This window comes from Bradyrhizobium sp. 23AC, from assembly GCF_054863025.1.
The window spans coordinates 21277-40200 of the sequence record NZ_JAVAYN010000007.1; the positions used below are offsets into that span (position 1 = coordinate 21277).

Below are 18924 nucleotides of genomic sequence, written 5' to 3' on the forward strand. Positions count from 1 at the left end.
CGTCATTCCGGGACGACGGGACCGCGCAAAGCGCGGCCCGGAGAACCCGGAATCTCGCGCACAACTTCTGGATTCCGGGTTCGCGCTGATGCGCACCCCGGAATGACAACAAGAACAACAGAGGAAGCGCCATGTCCGAACTCTCCGCCGTCAAAGCCCTGGTGTTCGACGTGTTCGGCACCGTCGTGGATTGGCGCACCAGCCTGATCTCCGACTTCATGTGGTGGAGCAGGCAGCGCGGCATCAGCGCCGACTGGACCGCTCTGGTCGATGGCTGGCGTGGCATGTACATGGCCTCGATGGACGACGTGCGCAAACATCCCGAGCGCGGCTATGTCATGCTGGATGATCTGCACCGCCGCTCGCTGGAGAAGCTGGTCGCGCAGTTCGCGATCAAAGGCCTCACTGACGCCGATCTCGATTATCTCACCAAGGGCTGGCATCGCCTCAATCCCTGGCCGGACAGCGTCGTGGGCCTGACGCGGCTGAAGTCGAAATTCGTGATCTCGCCGCTGTCGAACGGCAATGTCGCGCTGCTCACCAACATGGCGAAGTTCGCCGGACTGCCGTGGGACCTCATCATGTCGGCCGAGCTGTTCGAGCACTACAAGCCCGATCCCGAGACCTATCTCGGCGCAGCGAAGCTGCTTTGCCTCAAGCCGGAGGAGGTGATGATGGTCGCCGCCCACAACGGCGATCTCGCGGCGGCGCAGAAGAACGGCTTGAAGACCGCGTTCGTCGCACGGCCGACGGAGTACGGTCCGCTCCAAAAGGTCGATTTCGAAGCCACCGGCAATTGGGACATCGTCGCCAAGGACTTTGGCGGGATCGCCGATAGGCTCGGCTGCTAGCCGGCATCTCGATAGGATGGACGCGGCCAGCAACGGTCCGGACGGCACGGGCCGCCCGGACCTGATCTTGAGAACCTACAGCGTCATCTGCATCGGTTCGGGATAATAGTGGAAGCCTTCACCGGCCTTGGCGACATGGCCGTAACCCGGCCAGGCAAAGTGATAGGACATCACCGGGGTCTTGTTGGCCGCCAGCATCGTCAGCAATTTGACGCGCGATTCCGCCGCCTGCTTCGGGTCGGTGTCGTAGGAGAATTCCATGCGCGGCCGCTCGAGCAGCAGCACGGAATGGTGCGAGAGGTCGCCGAGGAAGGCGAACGATTTGCCGGCCGAGGAGACCATGAAGATGGTGTGGCCGACGGTATGACCGGGCGCGGAGATCGCCTGCACCCCCGGCAGGAATTCCTGGCCGTCCTTGAAGAACACGATCCGGTCGCGGACCGGCAGCAGATTCTTGCGGGCGTGAACGACGAAGTCCTTGGCTGGGCTGCCGAGCTTGCCTTCGTCGGTCCAGAAGTCGAAATCGGTCTGCGAGATGTAGATCTGCGCGTTCGGAAACAGCGGCTTGCCGCCTTCGTCGACGATGCCTCCGATATGGTCGATATGGGCATGCGAGCAGACGACGGCATCGATGTCCCCCGGCTTGATGCCGGCCTCGGTCATGCTCTTCTGTTGCCGGCCGGTGCTGGCACCGAACATCTTCGATGAGCCCATGCCGGTATCGAACAGGATGAGCTTGTCGCCGGTGTTCACGATCGGCGAGTTCTGTTCGAGCACGACATTGTCCGGCGACAGGAAATTGTCCGCCAGCATCTTCTTCACCTCTTCCTTGGGAACGCCGGTGAAGGTTCCGGAGGGATCGCCGAGCGGCAGCGGCCCGTCGGACACGACGGTGACCTCGGCATCGCCGAGAACGAAGCGGTGCCAGTAGGGCGTCTGGGTGCCGAGCTTGGGTGCCCGCGCCATCGCGCTGGTGCCGAGCATAGCGCTGGCACCAAGGCCCGCTCCGAGCGTGAGAAGGGACCGACGTGAGACATCGATTGTCATGCGTTCCTCGCTTTTGTCTTTTATTTTGCGCGATTGTTCGCGCGTTGGGACCGGCCTGATCGGCCGCGCGGCCGCAGGTCGGCAGAGAAGTATGCTGCTCCGGCCGCGACAAGCTAGCAAGTGGAATTAGTGCGCAGATTCACGCGGAGCGGGAACGAGCTGCGGCAGCGGTAAGGCCACGTGTGGACGCGCTTTCCACTGGCCAGGCAACGCGATTGCGCCTTACGCAATTCTCAGCGGGAGATCGTTCGCTTCCGTCTCGGCAAAGCCAGCCTGCAGGACTTCCTCGCGCTTGTGGCGGAGATGCGCGCGCAAAATGTGGGAGAGGCCGGCGCCGTCGCGCCGCTGGAGCGCGTTCAGGATGGCGTCATGCTCCTTCACGGCGAGCGCCCAGCGCTGCGGCGTCATCGGCGTGACGTAGCGCGCGCGCCGGATGCGCGCCGTCACTGATGTGTAGAGCCCCGCGAGCACGGGATTTCCGGCTGCGGTGACGATGCCCTCGTGGATGGCGCGATTGCCGCGATAGTACTGGATCAGATCGCCGTTGCGATAATGCAGCACCATGGCCGCATGCGCGGCGGCGATCTCGTCGATCTCGGCGTCCGTGATGCGTTCGCAGGCGAGCTCGCCGGCGAGAGCCTCCAGGCCCTGGCAGACTTCGAACAGGTCGCGCATGTCCTTGTCGGTCAGTTTTGCTGCGCGTGAGCCGCGATGCGGCAGCAGCTGCACGAGGCCTTCGGCGGCCAGCACCTTGAGCGCCTCGCGCAGCGGCGTGCGCGAGATCTCAAGCCGCTCACATAGCTCGCGCTCGGGAATCCGCGCGCCCGGCGGGATTTCGCCGTCGAGCAGGATGGCGCGGATACGGCCGACGACTTCCTCGTGAAGCATGGGTCCAGCGCTCCAATTTGAATGCAAAACTGGGATAATCGAATGGAATTCTGAAGTTCCAGCTTGCTAATCGCAGATTTTGCATTCAAAAATGTAAAAAACAAGAGGATCTGAGGAAATGGACCTGGCGGTTGAGGCAGACGACCTCGTTTTTGAATGCAATGACGGCATCGGGCGGATCACCTTCAACCGTCCGCAGGCCCGCAACGCCTTCACCTTCGCCATGTACGAGCGGCTCGCCGCGATCTGCGAGGACGCCAACAGTGATCATGCGATCAAGGTGCTGGTGCTGCGCGGAGCAGGCGACAAGGCCTTTGCGTCCGGCACCGACATCAATCAGTTCCGCGAGTTCAAGACGCCGCAGGATGCGATCGACTACGAGAACCGCATCGATCGGGTGCTGACCACGCTCGAACGGTGCCGCGTGCCGACCATCGCGGCGATCAACGGCTTTTGCACCGGTGGCGGCGCCGGCATCGCCGCGGCGTGCGACCTCCGCATCGGCACGGCAAGCGCGAAGATCGGCTTCCCCATCGCCCGGACGCTCGGCAATTGCCTGTCGATGTCCAATGTCAGCCGTCTCACCGCACTCATTGGCGCCGCGCGCGTCAAGGACCTGATCTTCACCGCACGCCTCGTCGACGCCGCGGAGGCTGCAAGCGTTGGGCTGCTCGGCGAAGTGGTCGAGGACATTGCCGCGCTGGAAAAGCGCGCCGACGAGGTCGCCCGGCTCGTCGCCAGTCATGCGCCGCTGACGCTGAATGCGACCAAGCAGGCGGTGGGCCGCCTGCAACGGCGGCTGACTAGGGACGAAGGCGAGGACCTCATCCTGATGTGCTACACGAGCCAGGATTTTCGCGAAGGGCTCGATGCTTTCCTCAACAAGCGCGCCCCGCAGTGGCGCGGCCAATAGGACAGGCCCGATGCAAAGCGATCGATCGCAATCCAACTCTCGCCGTTCGGGACCGCTTGCCGGCCTTAGGGTCGTCGACCTCACCCATGTCATGGCCGGGCCGACCTGCACCTTGATGCTCGCCGACATGGGTGCCGACGTCATCAAGATCGAGAAATCGCCGAACGGCGACGACACCCGTCATTCGGTGCCGCCGAAGATCGGCGAGGAGGCGGCCTCCTTCCTGATGATGAACCGCAACAAGCGCGGTATCGTGCTGGATCTGAAGACCGAGGGCGGCAAGCAGGTGCTGCGGCGTTTGATCGCTGACGCCGACGTGCTGGTCGAGAACTTTGCGCCGGGCGCGATGGAGCGCCTCGGCTTCGGCTACGAGGCGCTGCACGCGCAATTCCCGGCGCTGATCTACTGCTCGCTATCGGGCTTCGGCCGCACCGGTCCCTACAAGCACCGCCGCGGTTTCGATCTCGTCGCGCAGGCCATGAGCGGCATCATGAGCTTTACCGGCGAACGCCCGGACGGCCCTCCCGTCAAGTGCGGCCCGCCGCTGTCCGACATCACCGCCGGCCTGCTCGCCAGCATGGGCATCCTCGCAGCCTATACGCACCGCCTCAAGACCGGCGAGGGGCAGTGGGTCGAGACCTCGCTCTACGAAGCCGCCCTGGTGCAAACCTATTGGCAGTCGACCATTGCGCTCGCCGCGGGCACAGCACCGCGCGCGATGGGCTCGGCCCATCCGCTCAATGCGCCGTATCAGGCGTTCGAAGCGTCCGACGGCTGGCTCGTGGTCGGCGGCGCCAACAAGAAGCACTGGCTCTTGATGCTGGAAGCCCTTGGCGCCAGCGAACTCGCCGCCGATCCGCGGTTCGTCACCGGGGCCGACCGCATGGCCAATCTCAAAGTGCTCGAAGCGGTCCTGAGCGAGCGCTTCCGCACGAAGTCGCGGGCGCACTGGCTCGCGGCGCTGGACGAGAAGGGCGTGCCGTGCGGACCCGTGCACGACATGCTGGAGGCGCTCAGCGATCCCCAGACTCTGGCGCGCGAGATGGTCGTCGAGGTCGAGCATTCCACGCTCGGCCCGGTGAAAACGATCGGTCTTCCCGTCAAGTTTTCGGAGACCCCAGGCAAAGTCCTCTCGGGCGCGCCGGTCTATGGTGAGCATACGAGCGAGGTGCTGGCCGAGTACGGGTTCGACCAGAAGCAGATCGAAGCGCTCGAAAAAGAAGGCGCAATCGTCCTGGCATCAGGAAGGCGCGAGGAACGCGTCGCCTGATCGGACGTCGATAGGACAGACAACAATAAGAGACAAAAATCAGCTGGAGGAAATCATGGGTCGGACGTCGATATTTATGCTCTCCGCAGCCGCGACGATGCTTGCCGGCACGATGCCGGCGCTCAGTGCCTGGCAACCGCAAAAGCCGATCGAGTTCGTCGCCACCGCCGGGCCCGGCGGCGGGACCGACAACCTCGCGCGCGCGGTGCAGAACATCATCACCAAGCACAAGCTGACGGAGCAGCCGATCGTCGTCGTCAACAAGGGCGGCGGCAGCGGCGCGGAAGGCTATGTCTATGGCAAGGCCTCCGCCGGCGATCCCTACAAGGTGATCTTCGGCACCTCGAACGCGTGGCAGCAGCCGCTCGTCTCCAAGGTCGCCTTCAACTACACCGATCTCACGCCCGTAGCGGCGATGGCGCAGGACGAGTTTTTGCTCTGGGTCAAGCAGGACGCACCCTACAAGACGGCGGGTGACTATCTGAAGGCGGCCGGGTCGGGCGAGTTCAAGATGGGCGGCGCCCAGTCAAAGGACACCGACGAGGTGCTGACGCGCATGATCGAGAAGGCCGGCAAGGTCAAGCTGACCTATATCCCCTTCAAGAGCGGCGCCGAGACGGCCGTGCAGCTCGCCGGCGGACATCTCGACTCCCACGTCAACAATCCCAGCGAAAGCCTCGGGCAATGGCGCGGCGGCACGCAGCGGCCGCTTTGCGTTTTCAGCCCGAAGCGGCTGCCGCAGGGCGCCAAGGTCACCGCGACCGAAGGCTGGGGCGACGTTCCGACCTGCGTCGAGCAAGGGCTCGACATCAAGCAATATGAGCAGCCGCGCACGGTGTGGTTGCCCGGCAAGGTTACGACGGACCAGGCCGCGTTCTATGTCGACCTCATGAAGAAGGTGCAGGCGACGCCGGAGTGGAAGGACTACATCGAGAAGACCTCCCAGGTCGACACGTTCCTGACGGGTGCCGAGTTCGACAAGTTCATCAAGCAGGATCTCGAACACGTCAAACAGGTCGCGGGCGAGCAGGGCTGGCTGGTGAAGTGAGGTGGGGCGCGCCTCAACTCCGCTGCCGTCCCGGCCTAGCGCGCAATTGCGCGCGGAGGCGCCGGGACCCATACCGCATGATCTCTCGATGAATGTCGATCGTCGTACCGATGCGAATTCAACTCCGAGTCTTCGTCAAACTCCTCCCTGGGATTATGGGTCCCGTCTTTCGCCGGGACGACACCGAGCGCTGGGAAAGTGCGTGCGTGATAATCGACCGCTGTACCCGGCCTGAGCGGAGCCCCCCATGATCTCACGCCGCGCGCTAGAACTTGCGACTGCCGCGCTCACCGGCGGCTTCGGGGTGTCCGTCGTCGTCTCCAGCCTCGACAACGGCATTGGCTGGTCGAGCGCGGGCGTGGACGCCGGCACGTTCCCGTTCCTGACCGGCATCATCATCGTGCTTGGAAGCCTCTACAACCTGGTGCGGGGCGTGTTGCCGGTTGCGTCCCTGGCGAATGTTCCCATCGCGATCACGCCCTTCGAGCTGCGCCGGCTCGCCGGCCTGTTCGTGCCGGCCGCGATCTTCGTGGCCGCGATCCCGCTCGCCGGGATGTACGTCGCCTCGTCGCTCTATGTCTTCGCGGTGCTGGCGATCCCCAGGCACCAATCCGTGCCGCGCGCGCTCGCCATGGCGGCGGCGACGGCACTCGCGCTCTACCTCGTTTTCGAGCGCATGTTCCAGGTGAGCTTGCCGCACGGCGCGCTCGCAGCCGCCCTCGGGTTCTGACGGAGGGCCGATGGACAATCTCGGGGAACTCCTCCACGGCTTCACCATCGCGGTCACCGTGCCGCACCTGGTGCTGATGGTCGTCGGCGTGCTGCTCGGCATTCTCGTCGGCGTGCTGCCGGGGCTGGGCGCGCCGAACGGGGTGTCGCTGCTCCTGCCGCTCACCTTCGGCATGCAGCCGGTGTCGGCGATCATCCTGCTCTCCAGCATGTATTGGGGGGCGTTGTTCGGCGGCTCAGTCACCTCGATCCTGTTCAACATTCCCGGCGAGCCGTCGTCGGTTGCGACCACCTTCGACGGCTATCCGATGGCGCGTGACGGAAGGCCGACCACGGCGCTCGCCACCGCCTTCGGCTCGGCCGCCTTCGGCGCGCTGGTCGGCGTCATCCTGATCACTTTCCTCGCGTCCTGGGTGGCGCAGGTCGCGCTCGCCTTCGGGCCGGCGGAATACTTTGCGGTCTATTTCCTGGCCTTTGCCAGCTTCGTCGGCATGGGCGGTTCGGCGCCGATCAAGACCGTCGTGGCGCTTGCGATCGGCTTTGCGATCGCCGCGATCGGCATCGACACCGTCTCCGGCAGCGTCCGCCTCACCATGGGCGTCGACGAGCTCGTCAAGGGCGTGAGCTTCGTCGTCGCCGTGATGGGCCTGTTCGGCATCGGCGAGCTGCTGGTTGCGGTCGAGGAGGAGTTTCATGCCCGCGCGGTGTCCTCGAAGATCGACTGGCGCGAGGTGTTCCGCGCGGTCGGCCGCCTGCCGCGGCATGGCGTTGCCTTGCTGCGCAGCGCCGCAATCGGCTGCTGGATGGGGATCACCCCGGGCGGGCCGACCGCGGCCTCCTTCATGAGCTATGGCATCGCCCGCCGCTTCTCGCGCCGCGGCCGCTATTTCGGCACCGGAGAGGTCGAAGGCATCATCTCGCCGGAGACGGCCGACCATGCCGCCGGCACCAGCGCGCTGTTGCCGATGCTCTCGCTCGGCATTCCCGGCTCGGCGACCGCGGCGGTCATGATGGGCGGGCTGATGATCTGGGGCCTCAATCCCGGGCCGATGCTGTTCGTCGACCAGAAGGACTTCGTCTGGGGCCTGATCGCCTCGATGTATGTCGGCAACATCGTCGCCGTCGCTTTGGTGCTGCTGACCGTTCCTGTGTTTGCCGCCTTGATGCGGATTCCCTTCGTCGTCATCGCTCCGCTGATCGTGATCATCTGTGTCGTCGGCGCCTATTCGGTGTCGAACTCCTATCTCGACGTTGTCATGATGCTCGGCTTCGGAATCGTCGGCTATCTCTTCAAGAAGCTGTTCTATCCCTTGGCGCCGCTCGTGCTCGCCATCGTCATCGGCGACAAGGCCGAGGATGCGTTCCGGCAGTCAATGCTGATGTCGAAGGGATCGCTCGGGATCTTCTTCGCGAACAAGCTGGTGACATGCCTGATCATGGCCGGCATCGCGCTGCTGCTGCTTCCGCTCGTGCTGCAGCTCGCGCGCCTGTGGCGCAAACCCGCATCCCCCGCGACCGAAACGACCGCCCAGGAGAAAGTGATCATATGACCGCAAAGCCGCTGATTGCATTGGCAATGGGAGATCCTGCCGGCATCAGCTCGGAGCTGACGGCCAAGCTGGTGGCGCAGGACGACGTCCGCGCGAGCTGCCGGCTCGTCGTGATCGGCGACCGCCGCATCTTCGAGGAGGGCGCGCACATTGCCGGCGTCAAGCCGACGCTGAAGATGGTGGAGCAGGGGGCCGATCTTCGCGCGGCGGACGGCGAGGCGCTGTTCGTTGATCTCGGTCACCTCGATCCCAAGGAGGTCGAGCCGAAGACCGCGACTCTTGCCGGCGGAAAATTTGCGCTTGCCAACTACAAACACGCGCTCGAGCTCGGCCGCGACGGCCATGTTGATGCGGTCTGCTTCACCCCCTTCAACAAGCAGGCGATGCGGCTTGCCCGCGCCGAGTACGACGACGAGATCGCATTCTCTGCGGAGGTGGTCGGCCTCAAGACCGCGGCGAGCGAGTTCAACGTGCTGGACCGGCTCTGGAACGCGCGGGTGACCTCGCACATCCCGCTGAGGGACGTCGCTGCAAGGCTGTCCAGCGAGCGCATCCATCGTGCGCTCCAGCTGACCGATGCTTGCATGCGCAAGGCCGGCTTCGCGCGGCCGCGGATTGCGGTCGCCGGTCTCAATCCGCACGCGGGCGACGGCGGCAATTTCGGTCGCGAGGAGATCGACATCATCGCGCCCGTGGTCGCGGCCGGTCAGCGCGAGGGCATCGCCGCGGAGGGACCGTTCCCGGCCGACACCGTCTTCCTGCGCGCCAAGGCCGGCGCCTTCGATGCGGTGCTGACGATGTATCACGACCAGGGCCAGATCGCGATGAAGCTGATGGGGTTCGATCGCGGCGTCACCATGCTCGGTGGCTTCCCTTTCCCGATCTGCACGCCCGCGCACGGCACCGCCTACGACATCGCAGGACAAGGCATCGCGTCGATCGGCGCCAGCCGTGCCGCGTTGCTCCTCGCCGCGGAGATGGCCGCTCGCCGCGCCGCCTGATTTGCACGCACTGGCAGTGAGCGCTTGCTGCGCTCGCCTTGCGGGTAGGATTAGACTTTCGGGAAAAACTGGAAACTTCCGCCGTCGCGACGAGTTGGCGTCCCATGGATATCTCCAGTGGGAGCTGGGAAGATGGTCGACGACGACCCGCTACGAACGGCGGTCGATACCGCTTGGTGCGTGTACCGCGCCCGCCATCGCGGTGTCGATGCTGCAGACGGCCGTCGCTGCCTGCTCGAGCGTCATTTGCGAGGGAGACGGGAAGCGCGCGAGAGTAACGGCGATGCCCAGGAGCTCACGGGTTTCGGGCTTGCCTATCTCGAGCGGCTTTCGGACGACTCATGCTGAGCCTGATTGAGAGCCTCGCGTGCCGCCTGGCGAGCGCAAGCGCGAGGCCGCAGTGGACGCTGCTCGCGATCTCGAACCTTCTGTCCGCGACCATCGTGCTGATCGTCCGGTCAGCGGTATAGCGGCGGGCTGTCATGCGCATCGCTCAGCTTGCTCCCCTGGCCGAAAGCGTCCCTCCAAAGCTCTACGGCGGCACCGAGCGGGTGGTGGCCTGGCTGGTCGATGAGCTCGTCAAGCTTGGACACGACGTCACGCTGTTTGCGAGCGGCGACTCCCGCACGACCGGCAAGCTTCACCCGGTATGGCCACGCGCGCTGCGACTCGGCCGAAAGGGCGCGGATCCGGGTGCGGCCAACGCAATGTTGCTGGAAGCGATCGCGAAGCGGGCGAGAGATTTCGATGTGATCCACGCGCATATCGACTGGCTGCAACTGCCGTTGCTCAGTCGGCTTGGCGTGCCGTTCATGACGACCATGCACGGTCGCCTCGACTTGCCTGGGTTGCCCGAATTGGTTCGGCAATTCCCCGAGGCTGGTTTCGTGTCGATCTCCGATCATCAGCGCCAGCCGCTTCCGGATGCGAAGTGGGTGGGAACGATCCAGCACGGATTGCCGTCGGAGCTGTTGCGCCCCTCCTATGAGGAGGGGGCCTATCTGGCGTTTCTCGGTCGCCTGACGACCGAGAAGGGGCCAGAGGACGCCATCCGCATCGCGCACGCGGCCCGGATGCCTCTGCGCATCGCCGCGAAGATTCCGCGCGCCGAGACCGCCTACTTCAAGAAGCATCTCGAGCCTCAAATCGATGGCGAGAAGATCCAGCTTGTCGGCGAAGTCGATGACGTGAAGAAGCAGGCCTTCCTCGACAAGGCCGCCGCGCTGCTATTTCCGATCGATTGGCCGGAGCCTTTCGGGCTGGTCATGATCGAGGCGATGGCCTGCGGAACGCCTGTGATCGCTTACCGCTCCGGCTCCGTCCCTGAGGTGATCGAGCACGGTGTGACCGGCTTCATCGTCGAGAACGAGGATCAGGCGGTCAAGGCGGTCGGCGAATTGGGCAAGCTGGATCGAAGGAGGGTGCGCGCCCGCTTCGAGGAACGCTTCACCGCATGCCGAATGGCGCGACAGTACGAAGATCGGTATCGCGCGCTGATTGCCGCCACAGATCGAGACTTCAACACGCAGCGGACGGAAACATGAAGACCCTCTCGAATAAGAATCCGACCCCGGCGGGAGTGCGTCTGCAGGCTATTTCGGCATGGGCATCGTCAGCTCCTTGTCGGCCGTATCCACCACGAACACGGCCAGCAGCTTCGCCGGCTCGGTTTCGCTGGCGTTCGCGCTGATGCCGTGGCGATCGCCGGGTCTTTCGGAAAAATTCTCCCCCTTGTGAAAGACCTTGGCCGGGCCGTCATTGACCTGACTGCGGATCGCGCCTTCCAGGACGGTGGCATAGATGAAGGCGGAGGGCGCGTGGATGTGGGCCGGCGACGAGCCTCCGGGACCATACTCGACGAGCACGCCCTTCATGCTCTTGCCGGGGACATTGGGCAGCGCCTGGTCGAATACGACGGTGACTTTCGCCAGTGGGGCCGCCGGCTCGGCTGCATAGGCCGTCAGCGATGAGACGGTATAAACCGCTGTTGCGATCAGCAATCTGCGCATGGGAGTTCCTTCACTGCGATAGGTTCGTAGTTGCAAGTCTCAGAGGCGCGCGAGCCATGTTGCGAGCGGCGTCTTCCCGAGCCGAGCCTCGCCGAGCGGGTTCAGCGATGTGTCCTGAATGGCGGCGCCGTAATATTGCGCTTTTGGGTCGCCGACCACCGTACGGCTGTCGCCGGAGGCTTTCTGGCGGCGCGCGACGAACTCATTGAAGGGAGCCTTCTCGGGGCCTGCGATGTCGATGGTGCCATTCAGCGGCCGCCCCGTTGCGATCTCTGCGAGGCAATCGACCACGTCGTCGGCGGCGATCGGCTGAAACAGCGCCGATGGAACGACGATCTTGTCTCCGGCCGCTCCCGCCTCGCCAATGGCGCCGAGGAATTCGAAGAACTGCGTGGCGCGGACGATGGAGTAGGGGACCGCGGAGGCCTTCACGATGGTCTCCTGGGCGAGCTTGGCACGGAAATAGGCGATGTCGGGCGAGCGATCGGTCCCCACGATCGAGAGCGCGACGTGATGCTTGACGGCTGCGGCGGCCTCGGTCGCGGCGAGATTTCGGCTCGAGCGCTCGAAGAATTCGAGCACGGCGGCGGGCTCCCAGGACGGCGCGTTGGCCACGTCGACGACAACATCCGCGCCCGCCAGCGCCGCAGCGAGGCCTTCCCCGGTCACGGCGTTCACGCCTGATTTCGGCGAGGCCGCCACCGCGTCATGGCCCTGCTGTTTGAGCTTCGCCACGAGCTTGGATCCGATCAATCCGGTTCCGCCGATCACGACGATCTTCATGGCATGTCTCCTTGGCATGTGACGAGCGCGAGATGATTAGCCAGGGCGGACTCGCGCGCTCACGTCGATTAACGTGATGCGAAGCGACTCTATTCGATCACGGGCGCGGGGCTCTTGCCTGTTACGGGCGCGGCTTGCCGGAAAATGCTTCAGAAGCCGGAGTGCGATTTCACAAAACCGCTAGGGTCATTCCCTCGTGCCGCAAACACACTCTGCGATGATCGCAGAGTGCCAGTGTTTTGCCCGACTTGTCAAAATGTTTGAGAGAACAAGAAAGGCAGGCCCGGCTGAAAACACCAATGAAAGCAGCCCTTTGGCTACTGTGCATGGGGTTGTTTTCGGGTTTTTGAATCGGCCGGCTGTCTCACGCCCCGCAGACGATCACGCCGTACCAGCCGAGCCCGCGATAGGTCTCATAGCCCGGCGTCGCATGGAACGCGACCAGGGAGCCCGAGCGGTCATGGTAGAAGCCGGAGCGCTGGCCGTTCAGCGAGATCGAGATGCGCTCGCTGAGGATGCCCTGGCCGTCGGACGCCGCGATGATGCGGAAATTCGAATCGACCAGCAGAACGCGGGCCTTGTCGCTGTCGCCGACGCGCACGCCCTGCACGATGGCGCGAGCCTGCGCCTCCCAGTCGAAGTGGATGGCGAGCACGCCAATCGGAGCGCCGTGGGCCTGACCGCCGGCGCGGACGCTGGCGCAATAGGTCGCCACCTGCGCATTGCCGAGCAGCGGCTGGTTCTCGACGTCGCCGGCGACGTAGTCGTCACCGGAGCGCAAGGTTCGCGCCTCGCGAAACCATTTGGTGTGGGCGACGTTCTGGCCGACGACGCGAAAGCGGTCGGCGCGGCCGTTGGCGATGACGTTGCCGTCGAGGTCGCAGAGCCAGAGATCGAGATAGACCGTGTAGGCGCCGAGGATCACGCCCAGGCGCTGCGAGGCGTGGGAGACCGCCGCGGCGATCGGCGAGGCCGCGCAATCGACCACGGCGGAATCGGTCGCCCACCAGCGCACGTCGCAGGTGCGCTCATAGAGGTTGCGGTCGATCAGCTCGATGGCGTTGAGTGACAGGTCGACCATCCGCTCGCCGCGCGAGCGCTGGCTCATGCGGTCGATCGAGGCGACGAGATCGCCGGTGCGCTTCGTCAGCTGGCTTTCGAGCTCGCGTGCGATGGTCTCGACCTGCTGGCCGACGCCGCGCACCTCCTGCGCCACCACCGCAAAGCCCGCGCCTTGCGCGCCGGCGCGCGAGCTCTCGATCAGCGCGTTCAGCGCCAGCATTTTCATCTGGTTGGTGATCTGCTGGATCGACTTGGTCTTGTCGACCGCGATCTGGTTGACCTCCGCGGTGAGGCGGTTGATCAGCGCGGAGATGTCGGAATCATCGTCAGCGGGTTCGGTGGCGATCGGCTTGGTTTTCAGACCCAGCGCAGCAGACATCGGGGATTTCCCTTGGCAATGAGGTCTGATCTGCAATGAACCCGGAACAATCGCTTACAGATCGAATACGATTCTTTTTCGAGGATTCCACCTAACGCCTGCTTAATTTGCTGTTCCGCCGAATGCCCAAATGATAGTCAGTCGGCGCAGCAAATCGGCAATCCACCGCTTTGTGCGGCGCGGAGATTGCAAATCCCTGGGGATTCCGGGTCAATCGTCCTGCAAGCCGGACCGATACCGTCGGCTCCGGGTTCCTCAAACCAATTGCGACCCATGACGCCGCCTGCAACCGCCTTGCCCGTCGAAGCGCCCCAGGCGTTTCTCGGCGTTGCGCGCTCGCTGACCGACAAGCTCTGGCGCGACCGGCTGGATCCCCGCGGAGCGGCCCAGGCGCTCGCCATGGTGCAGCGGCACCAGCTTCCCGAGCTGTTGGCCCGGGTGCTGGCCGGCCGCGGCGTCGATATCGACGCGGTGCCCGACTTTCTCGATCCGACCATCCGCAAGCTCATGCCGGACCCGTTCACGGTGACGGAGATGGAGGCCGCCGCCAAGCGGATCGCGCATGCGGCGGCGAAGAGCGAGAAGGTCGCGATTTTCGGCGACTATGACGTCGACGGCGCGACCTCGGCGGCGCTGCTCGCCTGGCACCTGCGCCATTGCGGGCTCGATCCGCTGATCCACATTCCCGACCGTATTTTCGAAGGCTACGGGCCCAATGTCGAAGCGGTTCGTGGACTGGCGGCCAAGGGCGCCACGCTGCTCGTCACCGTCGATTGCGGCACCACCAGCATCGAGCCGCTCGCCGAAGCAAAACGGCTCGGCATGTCCGTGGTCGTGATCGACCATCACCAGGCCGGCACCGAGCTGCCGGAGGTTGACGCGCTAGTCAATCCGAACCGGCTCGATGATCTCTCGGGCCTCGGCCATCTCGCCGCTGTAGGTCTCGTGCTGGTGACGCTCGTCGCGGTCAACCGCGAGCTGCGTCAGCGCGGTTTCTGGAGCGCGGAGATGCCCGAGCCCGATCTGCTCGGCATGCTGCATCACGTCGCGCTCGGCACGGTTGCCGACGTCGCGCCGCTGATCGGTCTCAACCGCGCTTTCGTCGCCAAGGGGCTGATCGCGATGCGGCGGCGCGACCATGTCGGTCATACCGCCTTGATGGACGTGGCGCGCCTCAATGGGCCGCCGGAGGCCTGGCATCTCGGCTTCATGCTGGGGCCTCGCATCAATGCCGGCGGCCGCATCGGCCGCGCCGATCTCGGTGTGCGGTTATTGCTGGAAGGCGACAGCGTCGAGGCCGCGCGGATCGCCGCCGAGCTCGACCGCCTCAACAGCGAGCGCCGCGTCATCGAGCAGGCTGCTGAAGCCCAGGCGGAAGCCGAGGCGCTGGCCTCGATCGGGCTCGAGGACAAGCTCGGCGTCATCGTCACGGCGTCCGAAGGCTGGCACCCCGGCGTCGTCGGCCTCGTTGCCTCCCGGCTGAAGGAAAAGTTTTCGCGGCCTGCTTTCGCCATAGCCCTCGAGCCCGGCGGCATCGGCACCGGCTCGGGCCGCTCGATCGCGGGCGTCGATATCGGCAAGGCCGTGCGGCAGGCGGTCACTGACGGCATTCTGCTCAAGGGCGGCGGCCACGCGATGGCCGCGGGCGTGACGCTCCGGAAAGAGAAGCTCGCCGAGTTTCGGGCCTATCTCGAAAATGCGCTGGCGCAGGACGTCGCCGAGGCGCGCCACGTCAACGAGCTCTATATCGACGGCGCCGTCTCCGCGCGCGCCGTAACGACGGAGCTTGCCGCAACGCTGAACCGTGCCGGTCCGTTCGGCAGCGGCAATCCGGAAGCCGTGCTGGCGCTGCCGGCGCACCAACTCGTCTTTGCCGACGAGGTTGGGCAGGCGCATCTGCGTCTGCGCTTCAAGTCGGGCGATGGCGCCATCGTCAACGGCATCGCGTTCCGCTCGATCGGCCAGAAGCTCGGCAACGCGCTGCTGGCCAACCGCGGCCAGCAATTGCATGTCGCCGGATCGCTTTCGGTCGATCGCTACCAGGGCGTCGAGCGGGTGCAATTCCGCGTCATCGACGTCGCGCTACCGGACCAGGGGCCATCCGTGATTAGATAACGCAAGATCTGACTAGCTCAGACGACACAAAATACGTCGCTCAAACAACAAAAAAGGGAGTGAACATGGCAGTGCAGGTTGAGGGCAAGGTCGCGCTGGTGACCGGCGGTGCCTCGGGTATCGGCGAGGCCATCGTCGAGCTGTTCGTGCGCGAGGGCGCGACTGTTGTCATCACCGACATCGATGAGCTGCGCGGCCCCGAACTCGCCAAGCGCGTGACGAAAGCCGGCGGCAAGGCGATCTTCCTGGAGCAGGACGTCACCAGCGAGGAGCGCTGGATCGATATCGTCGCCGAAATCGCCAAGCGCTACGGTCGGCTTGATATTCTCGTCTCCAATGCCGGCATCGGCATCTCCGTGCCATCGATCGTCGACATGACCCTCGCCGACTGGCGCAAGCAGAATGCGATCAACCTCGACGGCGTGTTTCTCTCGGTCAAGCATTGCCTGCCGCTGATGCGAAAGCATGGCGGCGGTTCGATCGTCATGATGTCCTCGCTCGCGGGCCTGCGCGGCGCGCCGGGCCTGTCGGCCTACTCGGCGACCAAGGGCGGCGTGCGGCTGTTCGCCAAATCGATTGCAATGGAATGCGCGGCGGCCGGCGACGGCATCCGGGTCAATTCCGTGCATCCCGGCATCATCGATACCCCGATCTGGGGCAAGATCCCGACCGGTGCGACCGGCGCCGGCCAGAACGCGCCGATCGATCCCGAGGAGCGCGCCAAGGTCGTCACGCCGCTCGCCCGCGCAGGGCAGGCGGCGGAGATCGCCTCCGGCGTGCTGTATCTGGCCTCCGATGCCTCGCGCTACGTCACAGGCAGCGAGCTCGTCATCGACGGCGGCATGAATGCCGGCGGCGTGCCGCGGCGGGCCTGAGCCGCGCAGGGCAGGGTGGCACGCGCAGGGGCTGACGCGCAGGCGCAGCCCCTGTACAACGCCAGGAGCTCCCGAGCCACAGAGGTGTCCTTCGCCATGGCGCACAGCCTTCACGCTTCCTCATCCGCGCCCGCGCCATTCCGCTCGAACCGGCCGGACCTCGCCACCGATGCGATCCGCACCGCGCGTGAGGATCTCGCCGCCTGCTTCCGCATGGCCGCGCGCAACGGTTTTGAGGAAGGCATCTGCAACCACTTCTCGGCCGTGGTACCCGGCCATGACGATCTGTTTCTCGTCAATCCCTATGGCTATGCCTTTCGCGAGATCACTGCCTCAAAACTGCTGATCTGCGATTTCCACGGCAATGTGCTCGACGGCGAGGGCGTGCCGGAGGCGACCGCGTTCTACATCCATGCCGAGATGCACAGGTTGCTTCCGCGCGCGAAAGTCGCGTTCCACACCCATATGCCCTATGCGACGGCGTTGTCGATGACCGAAGGCGATCCCTTGATCTGGGCCGGCCAGACCGCGCTGAAATTCTATGGCCGTACTGCGGTGGACCGCGACTACAACGGCCTGGCGCTCGATAACCAGGAAGGAGCGCGCATCGCATCTGCCGTCGGCGATGCCGACATCGTCTTCATGAAGCATCACGGCGTGATGGTGCTGGCGCCGACCATCGCGGACGCCTGGGACGATCTCTATTACCTCGAACGCGCCGCCGAGGTGCAGGTGCTGGCGATGTCGACGGGACGGAAGGTGCTGCCGGTCGATCCCGCGATCGCGGCAGAGACCTACAGGCAGATGCGCCAAGGCGATTCCGAATCCGCCCGGCTGCATCTCGCCGCGATCCGCAGGCAGCTCGACGCGGAAGAGCCGCAGTACCGGCACTGATCTCTCAGAGTCGTCATTCCGGGGCGTGCAAGGCACGAACTCGGAATCCATCGTGCAACAAGCGAGGTGGAGAAATGGATTCCGGGCTCGCGCCAAGTGGCGCCCCGGAATGATGACGTGTGGGATCGTGCCCTACGACCCCTGCCGCAGCTTCGCCAGCACCTTCAACCCGCCATAGCCGTCCGCCGGCGCAATCCCTGCGCGCTGCTGGAAATCCTTGATCGCCTTCATGGTGTCGTTACCGACCCGGCCGTCGGTGCCGCCGGTGTCGAAACCGGCTTTTGTCAATCGTGTCTGCATCTCCTGCACCTCGGCGAGCGTCAGCGCGCGCTCGGAGCCGGGGAAGGGCTGGATGAAGGGCGGCGCCCCCAGGCAGCGGTCGCCGAGATGGCAGATCGCGAGCGCATAGTTCATGGAAGGGTTGTAGCTCTTCACCGAGTAGAAATTCGGTCCGAGCAGGAAGGTCGGTCCGCCCGCAACCGGTGTCCACATTTGCGCGGATGCGTTCGGCTGCGGGAACGGCTGGCCGTCGGCTCGGGTGACGCCGGCTGACGCCCAAGCCGCATAGGTGCGGCTGCCGCTCATATTGCCGGCGGCGCGCACCTCATAGCCCCAATGCTCGCCGCGATGCCATTTGCCGCGGTTGACGAGATATTTTGCGGTCGAACCCAGCGCGTCGTCGGGCTTGCCGAAGGGCGAGACCTTGCCGTCGCCGTCATAGTCGATGCCAACATTGAGCCAGACTTCCGGCATCCATTGTGAATGGCCCATCGCGCCGGCCCAGGATCCCTGCATCTGCTCCGGCGTGCTCCAGCCCTTGTCGACGATGCGCAGCGCATTGATCAGCTCGGTCTCCCAATAGGCCTTGCGGCGCGGCTCGTTCCAGGCGAGCGCGGCGAGCGAGGGAAACACCGGCGTCATGTGGTTCTGCTGCACCAGGGGATCGCCATAAGCGGACTCGACGCCCCACAGCGCCAGCAGCGTGCCGCGCTCGACACCGAAGTCCCGCTCGATGCGCGCCAGCAGCGCCTCGTTGTTCTTCAGCGCGATCTTGCCGTTGATGATGCGCCAGTCGGAGACGCGACGGTTGATGTATTGCCAGACCTGCTCGTGGAATTCGGGCTGGCTGCGCATCTGCTTGAACACGCTCATGTCGGGCTCGACCCGTCCCATCGCGCGCTGCCAGGTCGCGGCCGAAATGCCCTTGGCCATCGCACGTGCGCGAAAGCTCTCGCGCCATTCGTCGAAGCCCGGAGGCGCGGCGAGGACGCGTGTCGGGAATGCGAGCAAAGCGGCTGCACCGAACGTCGATTGCAGCAGGCTGCGGCGAGTCGGATGGAGGGAGGAATCAGCGTGCGTCATGGGCACATTGTAGCCCGAAACATGGCCGGTGTGGGTCGGTTCCTGGAACAGCCGCGCGGCTGATTCTGCGCGGCCCGGGATCATGTTTCTGTCGGAACAAACTGTCGCAGTCCTGCATTCCCTCCGTATCCGGAAGGAGGAGATGATG

Annotated in this window: 19 protein-coding genes; 13 read left to right on the forward strand and 6 right to left on the reverse strand. The window is 64.9% G+C overall.

Going from position 1 to position 18924, the window contains the following annotated elements:
- Positions 1 to 131: 131 nt before the first annotated feature.
- On the forward strand, positions 132 to 851 hold the full coding sequence (locus tag RAD10_RS18065) for a haloacid dehalogenase type II (protein ID WP_461618608.1): 720 nt from the start codon (positions 132 to 134) through the stop codon (positions 849 to 851).
- Positions 852 to 926: 75 nt separating this feature from the next.
- Here the strand turns inward: RAD10_RS18065 and RAD10_RS18070 are convergent, their stop codons facing one another.
- Together RAD10_RS18070 and RAD10_RS18075 are read right to left on the reverse strand one after the other, a co-directional pair.
- Positions 927 to 1898, reverse strand: a complete 972-nt coding sequence (locus tag RAD10_RS18070; protein WP_461618609.1) for an MBL fold metallo-hydrolase — start codon at positions 1896 to 1898, stop codon at positions 927 to 929.
- Positions 1899 to 2120: 222 nt separating this feature from the next.
- Positions 2121 to 2786, reverse strand: a complete 666-nt coding sequence (locus RAD10_RS18075; protein WP_461618610.1) for a GntR family transcriptional regulator — start codon at positions 2784 to 2786, stop codon at positions 2121 to 2123.
- 118 nt (positions 2787 to 2904) lie between these two features.
- On the opposite strand from RAD10_RS18075, the gene RAD10_RS18080 reads away from it, so the two are divergent.
- From RAD10_RS18080 to RAD10_RS18120, 9 genes are all read left to right on the forward strand, one after another.
- Positions 2905 to 3699 (forward strand): enoyl-CoA hydratase/isomerase family protein, encoded by a 795-nt coding sequence (locus tag RAD10_RS18080; RefSeq protein ID WP_461618611.1) that lies wholly within the window; start codon positions 2905 to 2907, stop codon positions 3697 to 3699.
- Positions 3700 to 3709: 10 nt separating this feature from the next.
- The gene (locus tag RAD10_RS18085) at positions 3710 to 4969 is read left to right on the forward strand and encodes a CaiB/BaiF CoA transferase family protein (RefSeq protein ID WP_092258509.1); all 1260 of its coding nucleotides are present in this window, start codon (positions 3710 to 3712) and stop codon (positions 4967 to 4969) included.
- A 55-nt stretch (positions 4970 to 5024) separates the two neighbouring features.
- A complete protein-coding gene (locus tag RAD10_RS18090; protein ID WP_461618612.1) occupies positions 5025 to 6017 on the forward strand; it encodes a Bug family tripartite tricarboxylate transporter substrate binding protein in 993 nt (330 codons plus the stop codon).
- A gap of 247 nt (positions 6018 to 6264) precedes the next feature.
- Positions 6265 to 6747: a tripartite tricarboxylate transporter TctB family protein gene (locus tag RAD10_RS18095; protein ID WP_461618613.1), complete on the forward strand. Its 483-nt coding sequence runs from the start codon at positions 6265 to 6267 to the stop codon at positions 6745 to 6747.
- A 10-nt stretch (positions 6748 to 6757) separates the two neighbouring features.
- Entirely contained in the window at positions 6758 to 8296 is a 1539-nt protein-coding gene (locus RAD10_RS18100; RefSeq protein ID WP_461618614.1) for a tripartite tricarboxylate transporter permease, read from the forward strand.
- Complete coding sequence (locus tag RAD10_RS18105) at positions 8293 to 9297, forward strand: 4-hydroxythreonine-4-phosphate dehydrogenase PdxA (protein ID WP_461618615.1); 1005 nt, start codon at positions 8293 to 8295, stop codon at positions 9295 to 9297. The genes RAD10_RS18100 and RAD10_RS18105 overlap by 4 nt, the downstream gene beginning before the upstream one ends.
- Positions 9298 to 9429: 132 nt before the next feature.
- Positions 9430 to 9645: a hypothetical protein gene (locus RAD10_RS18110; protein ID WP_461618616.1), complete on the forward strand. Its 216-nt coding sequence runs from the start codon at positions 9430 to 9432 to the stop codon at positions 9643 to 9645.
- Positions 9639 to 9767, forward strand: a complete 129-nt coding sequence (locus tag RAD10_RS18115) for a hypothetical protein (protein WP_283807988.1) — start codon at positions 9639 to 9641, stop codon at positions 9765 to 9767. Before RAD10_RS18110 ends, RAD10_RS18115 begins: the two co-directional genes overlap by 7 nt.
- Positions 9768 to 9779: 12 nt before the next feature.
- Positions 9780 to 10841: a glycosyltransferase family 4 protein gene (locus RAD10_RS18120; RefSeq protein WP_461618617.1), complete on the forward strand. Its 1062-nt coding sequence runs from the start codon at positions 9780 to 9782 to the stop codon at positions 10839 to 10841.
- A gap of 48 nt (positions 10842 to 10889) precedes the next feature.
- Here RAD10_RS18120 and RAD10_RS18125 read toward each other — a convergent pair whose 3' ends face one another.
- From RAD10_RS18125 to RAD10_RS18135, 3 genes are all read right to left on the reverse strand, one after another.
- On the reverse strand, positions 10890 to 11306 hold the full coding sequence (locus RAD10_RS18125; RefSeq protein ID WP_461618618.1) for a cupin domain-containing protein: 417 nt from the start codon (positions 11304 to 11306) through the stop codon (positions 10890 to 10892).
- A 39-nt stretch (positions 11307 to 11345) separates the two neighbouring features.
- The gene (locus RAD10_RS18130) at positions 11346 to 12089 is read right to left on the reverse strand and encodes an SDR family oxidoreductase (RefSeq protein ID WP_461618619.1); all 744 of its coding nucleotides are present in this window, start codon (positions 12087 to 12089) and stop codon (positions 11346 to 11348) included.
- A 364-nt stretch (positions 12090 to 12453) separates the two neighbouring features.
- Complete coding sequence (locus RAD10_RS18135; RefSeq protein WP_461618620.1) at positions 12454 to 13530, reverse strand: methyl-accepting chemotaxis protein; 1077 nt, start codon at positions 13528 to 13530, stop codon at positions 12454 to 12456.
- Positions 13531 to 13803: 273 nt separating this feature from the next.
- Between RAD10_RS18135 and recJ the strand changes: the two genes are divergently transcribed.
- From recJ to RAD10_RS18150, 3 genes are all read left to right on the forward strand, one after another.
- Complete coding sequence (gene recJ, locus RAD10_RS18140; protein WP_461618621.1) at positions 13804 to 15645, forward strand: single-stranded-DNA-specific exonuclease RecJ; 1842 nt, start codon at positions 13804 to 13806, stop codon at positions 15643 to 15645.
- Positions 15646 to 15710: 65 nt separating this feature from the next.
- On the forward strand, positions 15711 to 16520 hold the full coding sequence (locus RAD10_RS18145) for an SDR family NAD(P)-dependent oxidoreductase (protein WP_461618622.1): 810 nt from the start codon (positions 15711 to 15713) through the stop codon (positions 16518 to 16520).
- Between the two features lie 96 nt (positions 16521 to 16616).
- Positions 16617 to 17414: an aldolase gene (locus RAD10_RS18150; RefSeq protein WP_461618623.1), complete on the forward strand. Its 798-nt coding sequence runs from the start codon at positions 16617 to 16619 to the stop codon at positions 17412 to 17414.
- A gap of 132 nt (positions 17415 to 17546) precedes the next feature.
- Here the strand turns inward: RAD10_RS18150 and RAD10_RS18155 are convergent, their stop codons facing one another.
- A complete protein-coding gene (locus RAD10_RS18155; protein ID WP_461618912.1) occupies positions 17547 to 18776 on the reverse strand; it encodes a lytic murein transglycosylase in 1230 nt (409 codons plus the stop codon).
- Between the last annotated feature and the right edge of the window lie 148 nt (positions 18777 to 18924).

Excerpts from the sequence above, each read along its gene's own strand:
- RAD10_RS18135 (WP_461618620.1), bottom strand. The coding sequence starts at position 13,530 with ATGTCTGCTGCGCTGGGTCTGAAAACCAAGCCGATCGCCACCGAACCC.
- RAD10_RS18100 (WP_461618614.1), top strand. The coding sequence starts at position 6,758 with ATGGACAATCTCGGGGAACTCCTCCACGGCTTCACCATCGCGGTCACC.
- RAD10_RS18145 (WP_461618622.1), top strand. The coding sequence starts at position 15,711 with ATGGCAGTGCAGGTTGAGGGCAAGGTCGCGCTGGTGACCGGCGGTGCC.
- RAD10_RS18080 (WP_461618611.1), top strand. The coding sequence starts at position 2,905 with ATGGACCTGGCGGTTGAGGCAGACGACCTCGTTTTTGAATGCAATGAC.
- RAD10_RS18095 (WP_461618613.1), top strand. The coding sequence starts at position 6,265 with ATGATCTCACGCCGCGCGCTAGAACTTGCGACTGCCGCGCTCACCGGC.
- RAD10_RS18130 (WP_461618619.1), bottom strand. The coding sequence starts at position 12,089 with ATGAAGATCGTCGTGATCGGCGGAACCGGATTGATCGGATCCAAGCTC.
- RAD10_RS18155 (WP_461618912.1), bottom strand. The coding sequence starts at position 18,776 with ATGACGCACGCTGATTCCTCCCTCCATCCGACTCGCCGCAGCCTGCTG.
- RAD10_RS18075 (WP_461618610.1), bottom strand. The coding sequence starts at position 2,786 with ATGCTTCACGAGGAAGTCGTCGGCCGTATCCGCGCCATCCTGCTCGAC.
- RAD10_RS18105 (WP_461618615.1), top strand. The coding sequence starts at position 8,293 with ATGACCGCAAAGCCGCTGATTGCATTGGCAATGGGAGATCCTGCCGGC.
- RAD10_RS18120 (WP_461618617.1), top strand. The coding sequence starts at position 9,780 with ATGCGCATCGCTCAGCTTGCTCCCCTGGCCGAAAGCGTCCCTCCAAAG.
- RAD10_RS18065 (WP_461618608.1), top strand. The coding sequence starts at position 132 with ATGTCCGAACTCTCCGCCGTCAAAGCCCTGGTGTTCGACGTGTTCGGC.
- RAD10_RS18115 (WP_283807988.1), top strand. The coding sequence starts at position 9,639 with ATGCTGAGCCTGATTGAGAGCCTCGCGTGCCGCCTGGCGAGCGCAAGC.
- RAD10_RS18070 (WP_461618609.1), bottom strand. The coding sequence starts at position 1,898 with ATGACAATCGATGTCTCACGTCGGTCCCTTCTCACGCTCGGAGCGGGC.
- RAD10_RS18150 (WP_461618623.1), top strand. The coding sequence starts at position 16,617 with ATGGCGCACAGCCTTCACGCTTCCTCATCCGCGCCCGCGCCATTCCGC.
- RAD10_RS18085 (WP_092258509.1), top strand. The coding sequence starts at position 3,710 with ATGCAAAGCGATCGATCGCAATCCAACTCTCGCCGTTCGGGACCGCTT.
- RAD10_RS18110 (WP_461618616.1), top strand. The coding sequence starts at position 9,430 with ATGGTCGACGACGACCCGCTACGAACGGCGGTCGATACCGCTTGGTGC.
- RAD10_RS18125 (WP_461618618.1), bottom strand. The coding sequence starts at position 11,306 with ATGCGCAGATTGCTGATCGCAACAGCGGTTTATACCGTCTCATCGCTG.
- RAD10_RS18090 (WP_461618612.1), top strand. The coding sequence starts at position 5,025 with ATGGGTCGGACGTCGATATTTATGCTCTCCGCAGCCGCGACGATGCTT.
- recJ (WP_461618621.1), top strand. The coding sequence starts at position 13,804 with ATGACGCCGCCTGCAACCGCCTTGCCCGTCGAAGCGCCCCAGGCGTTT.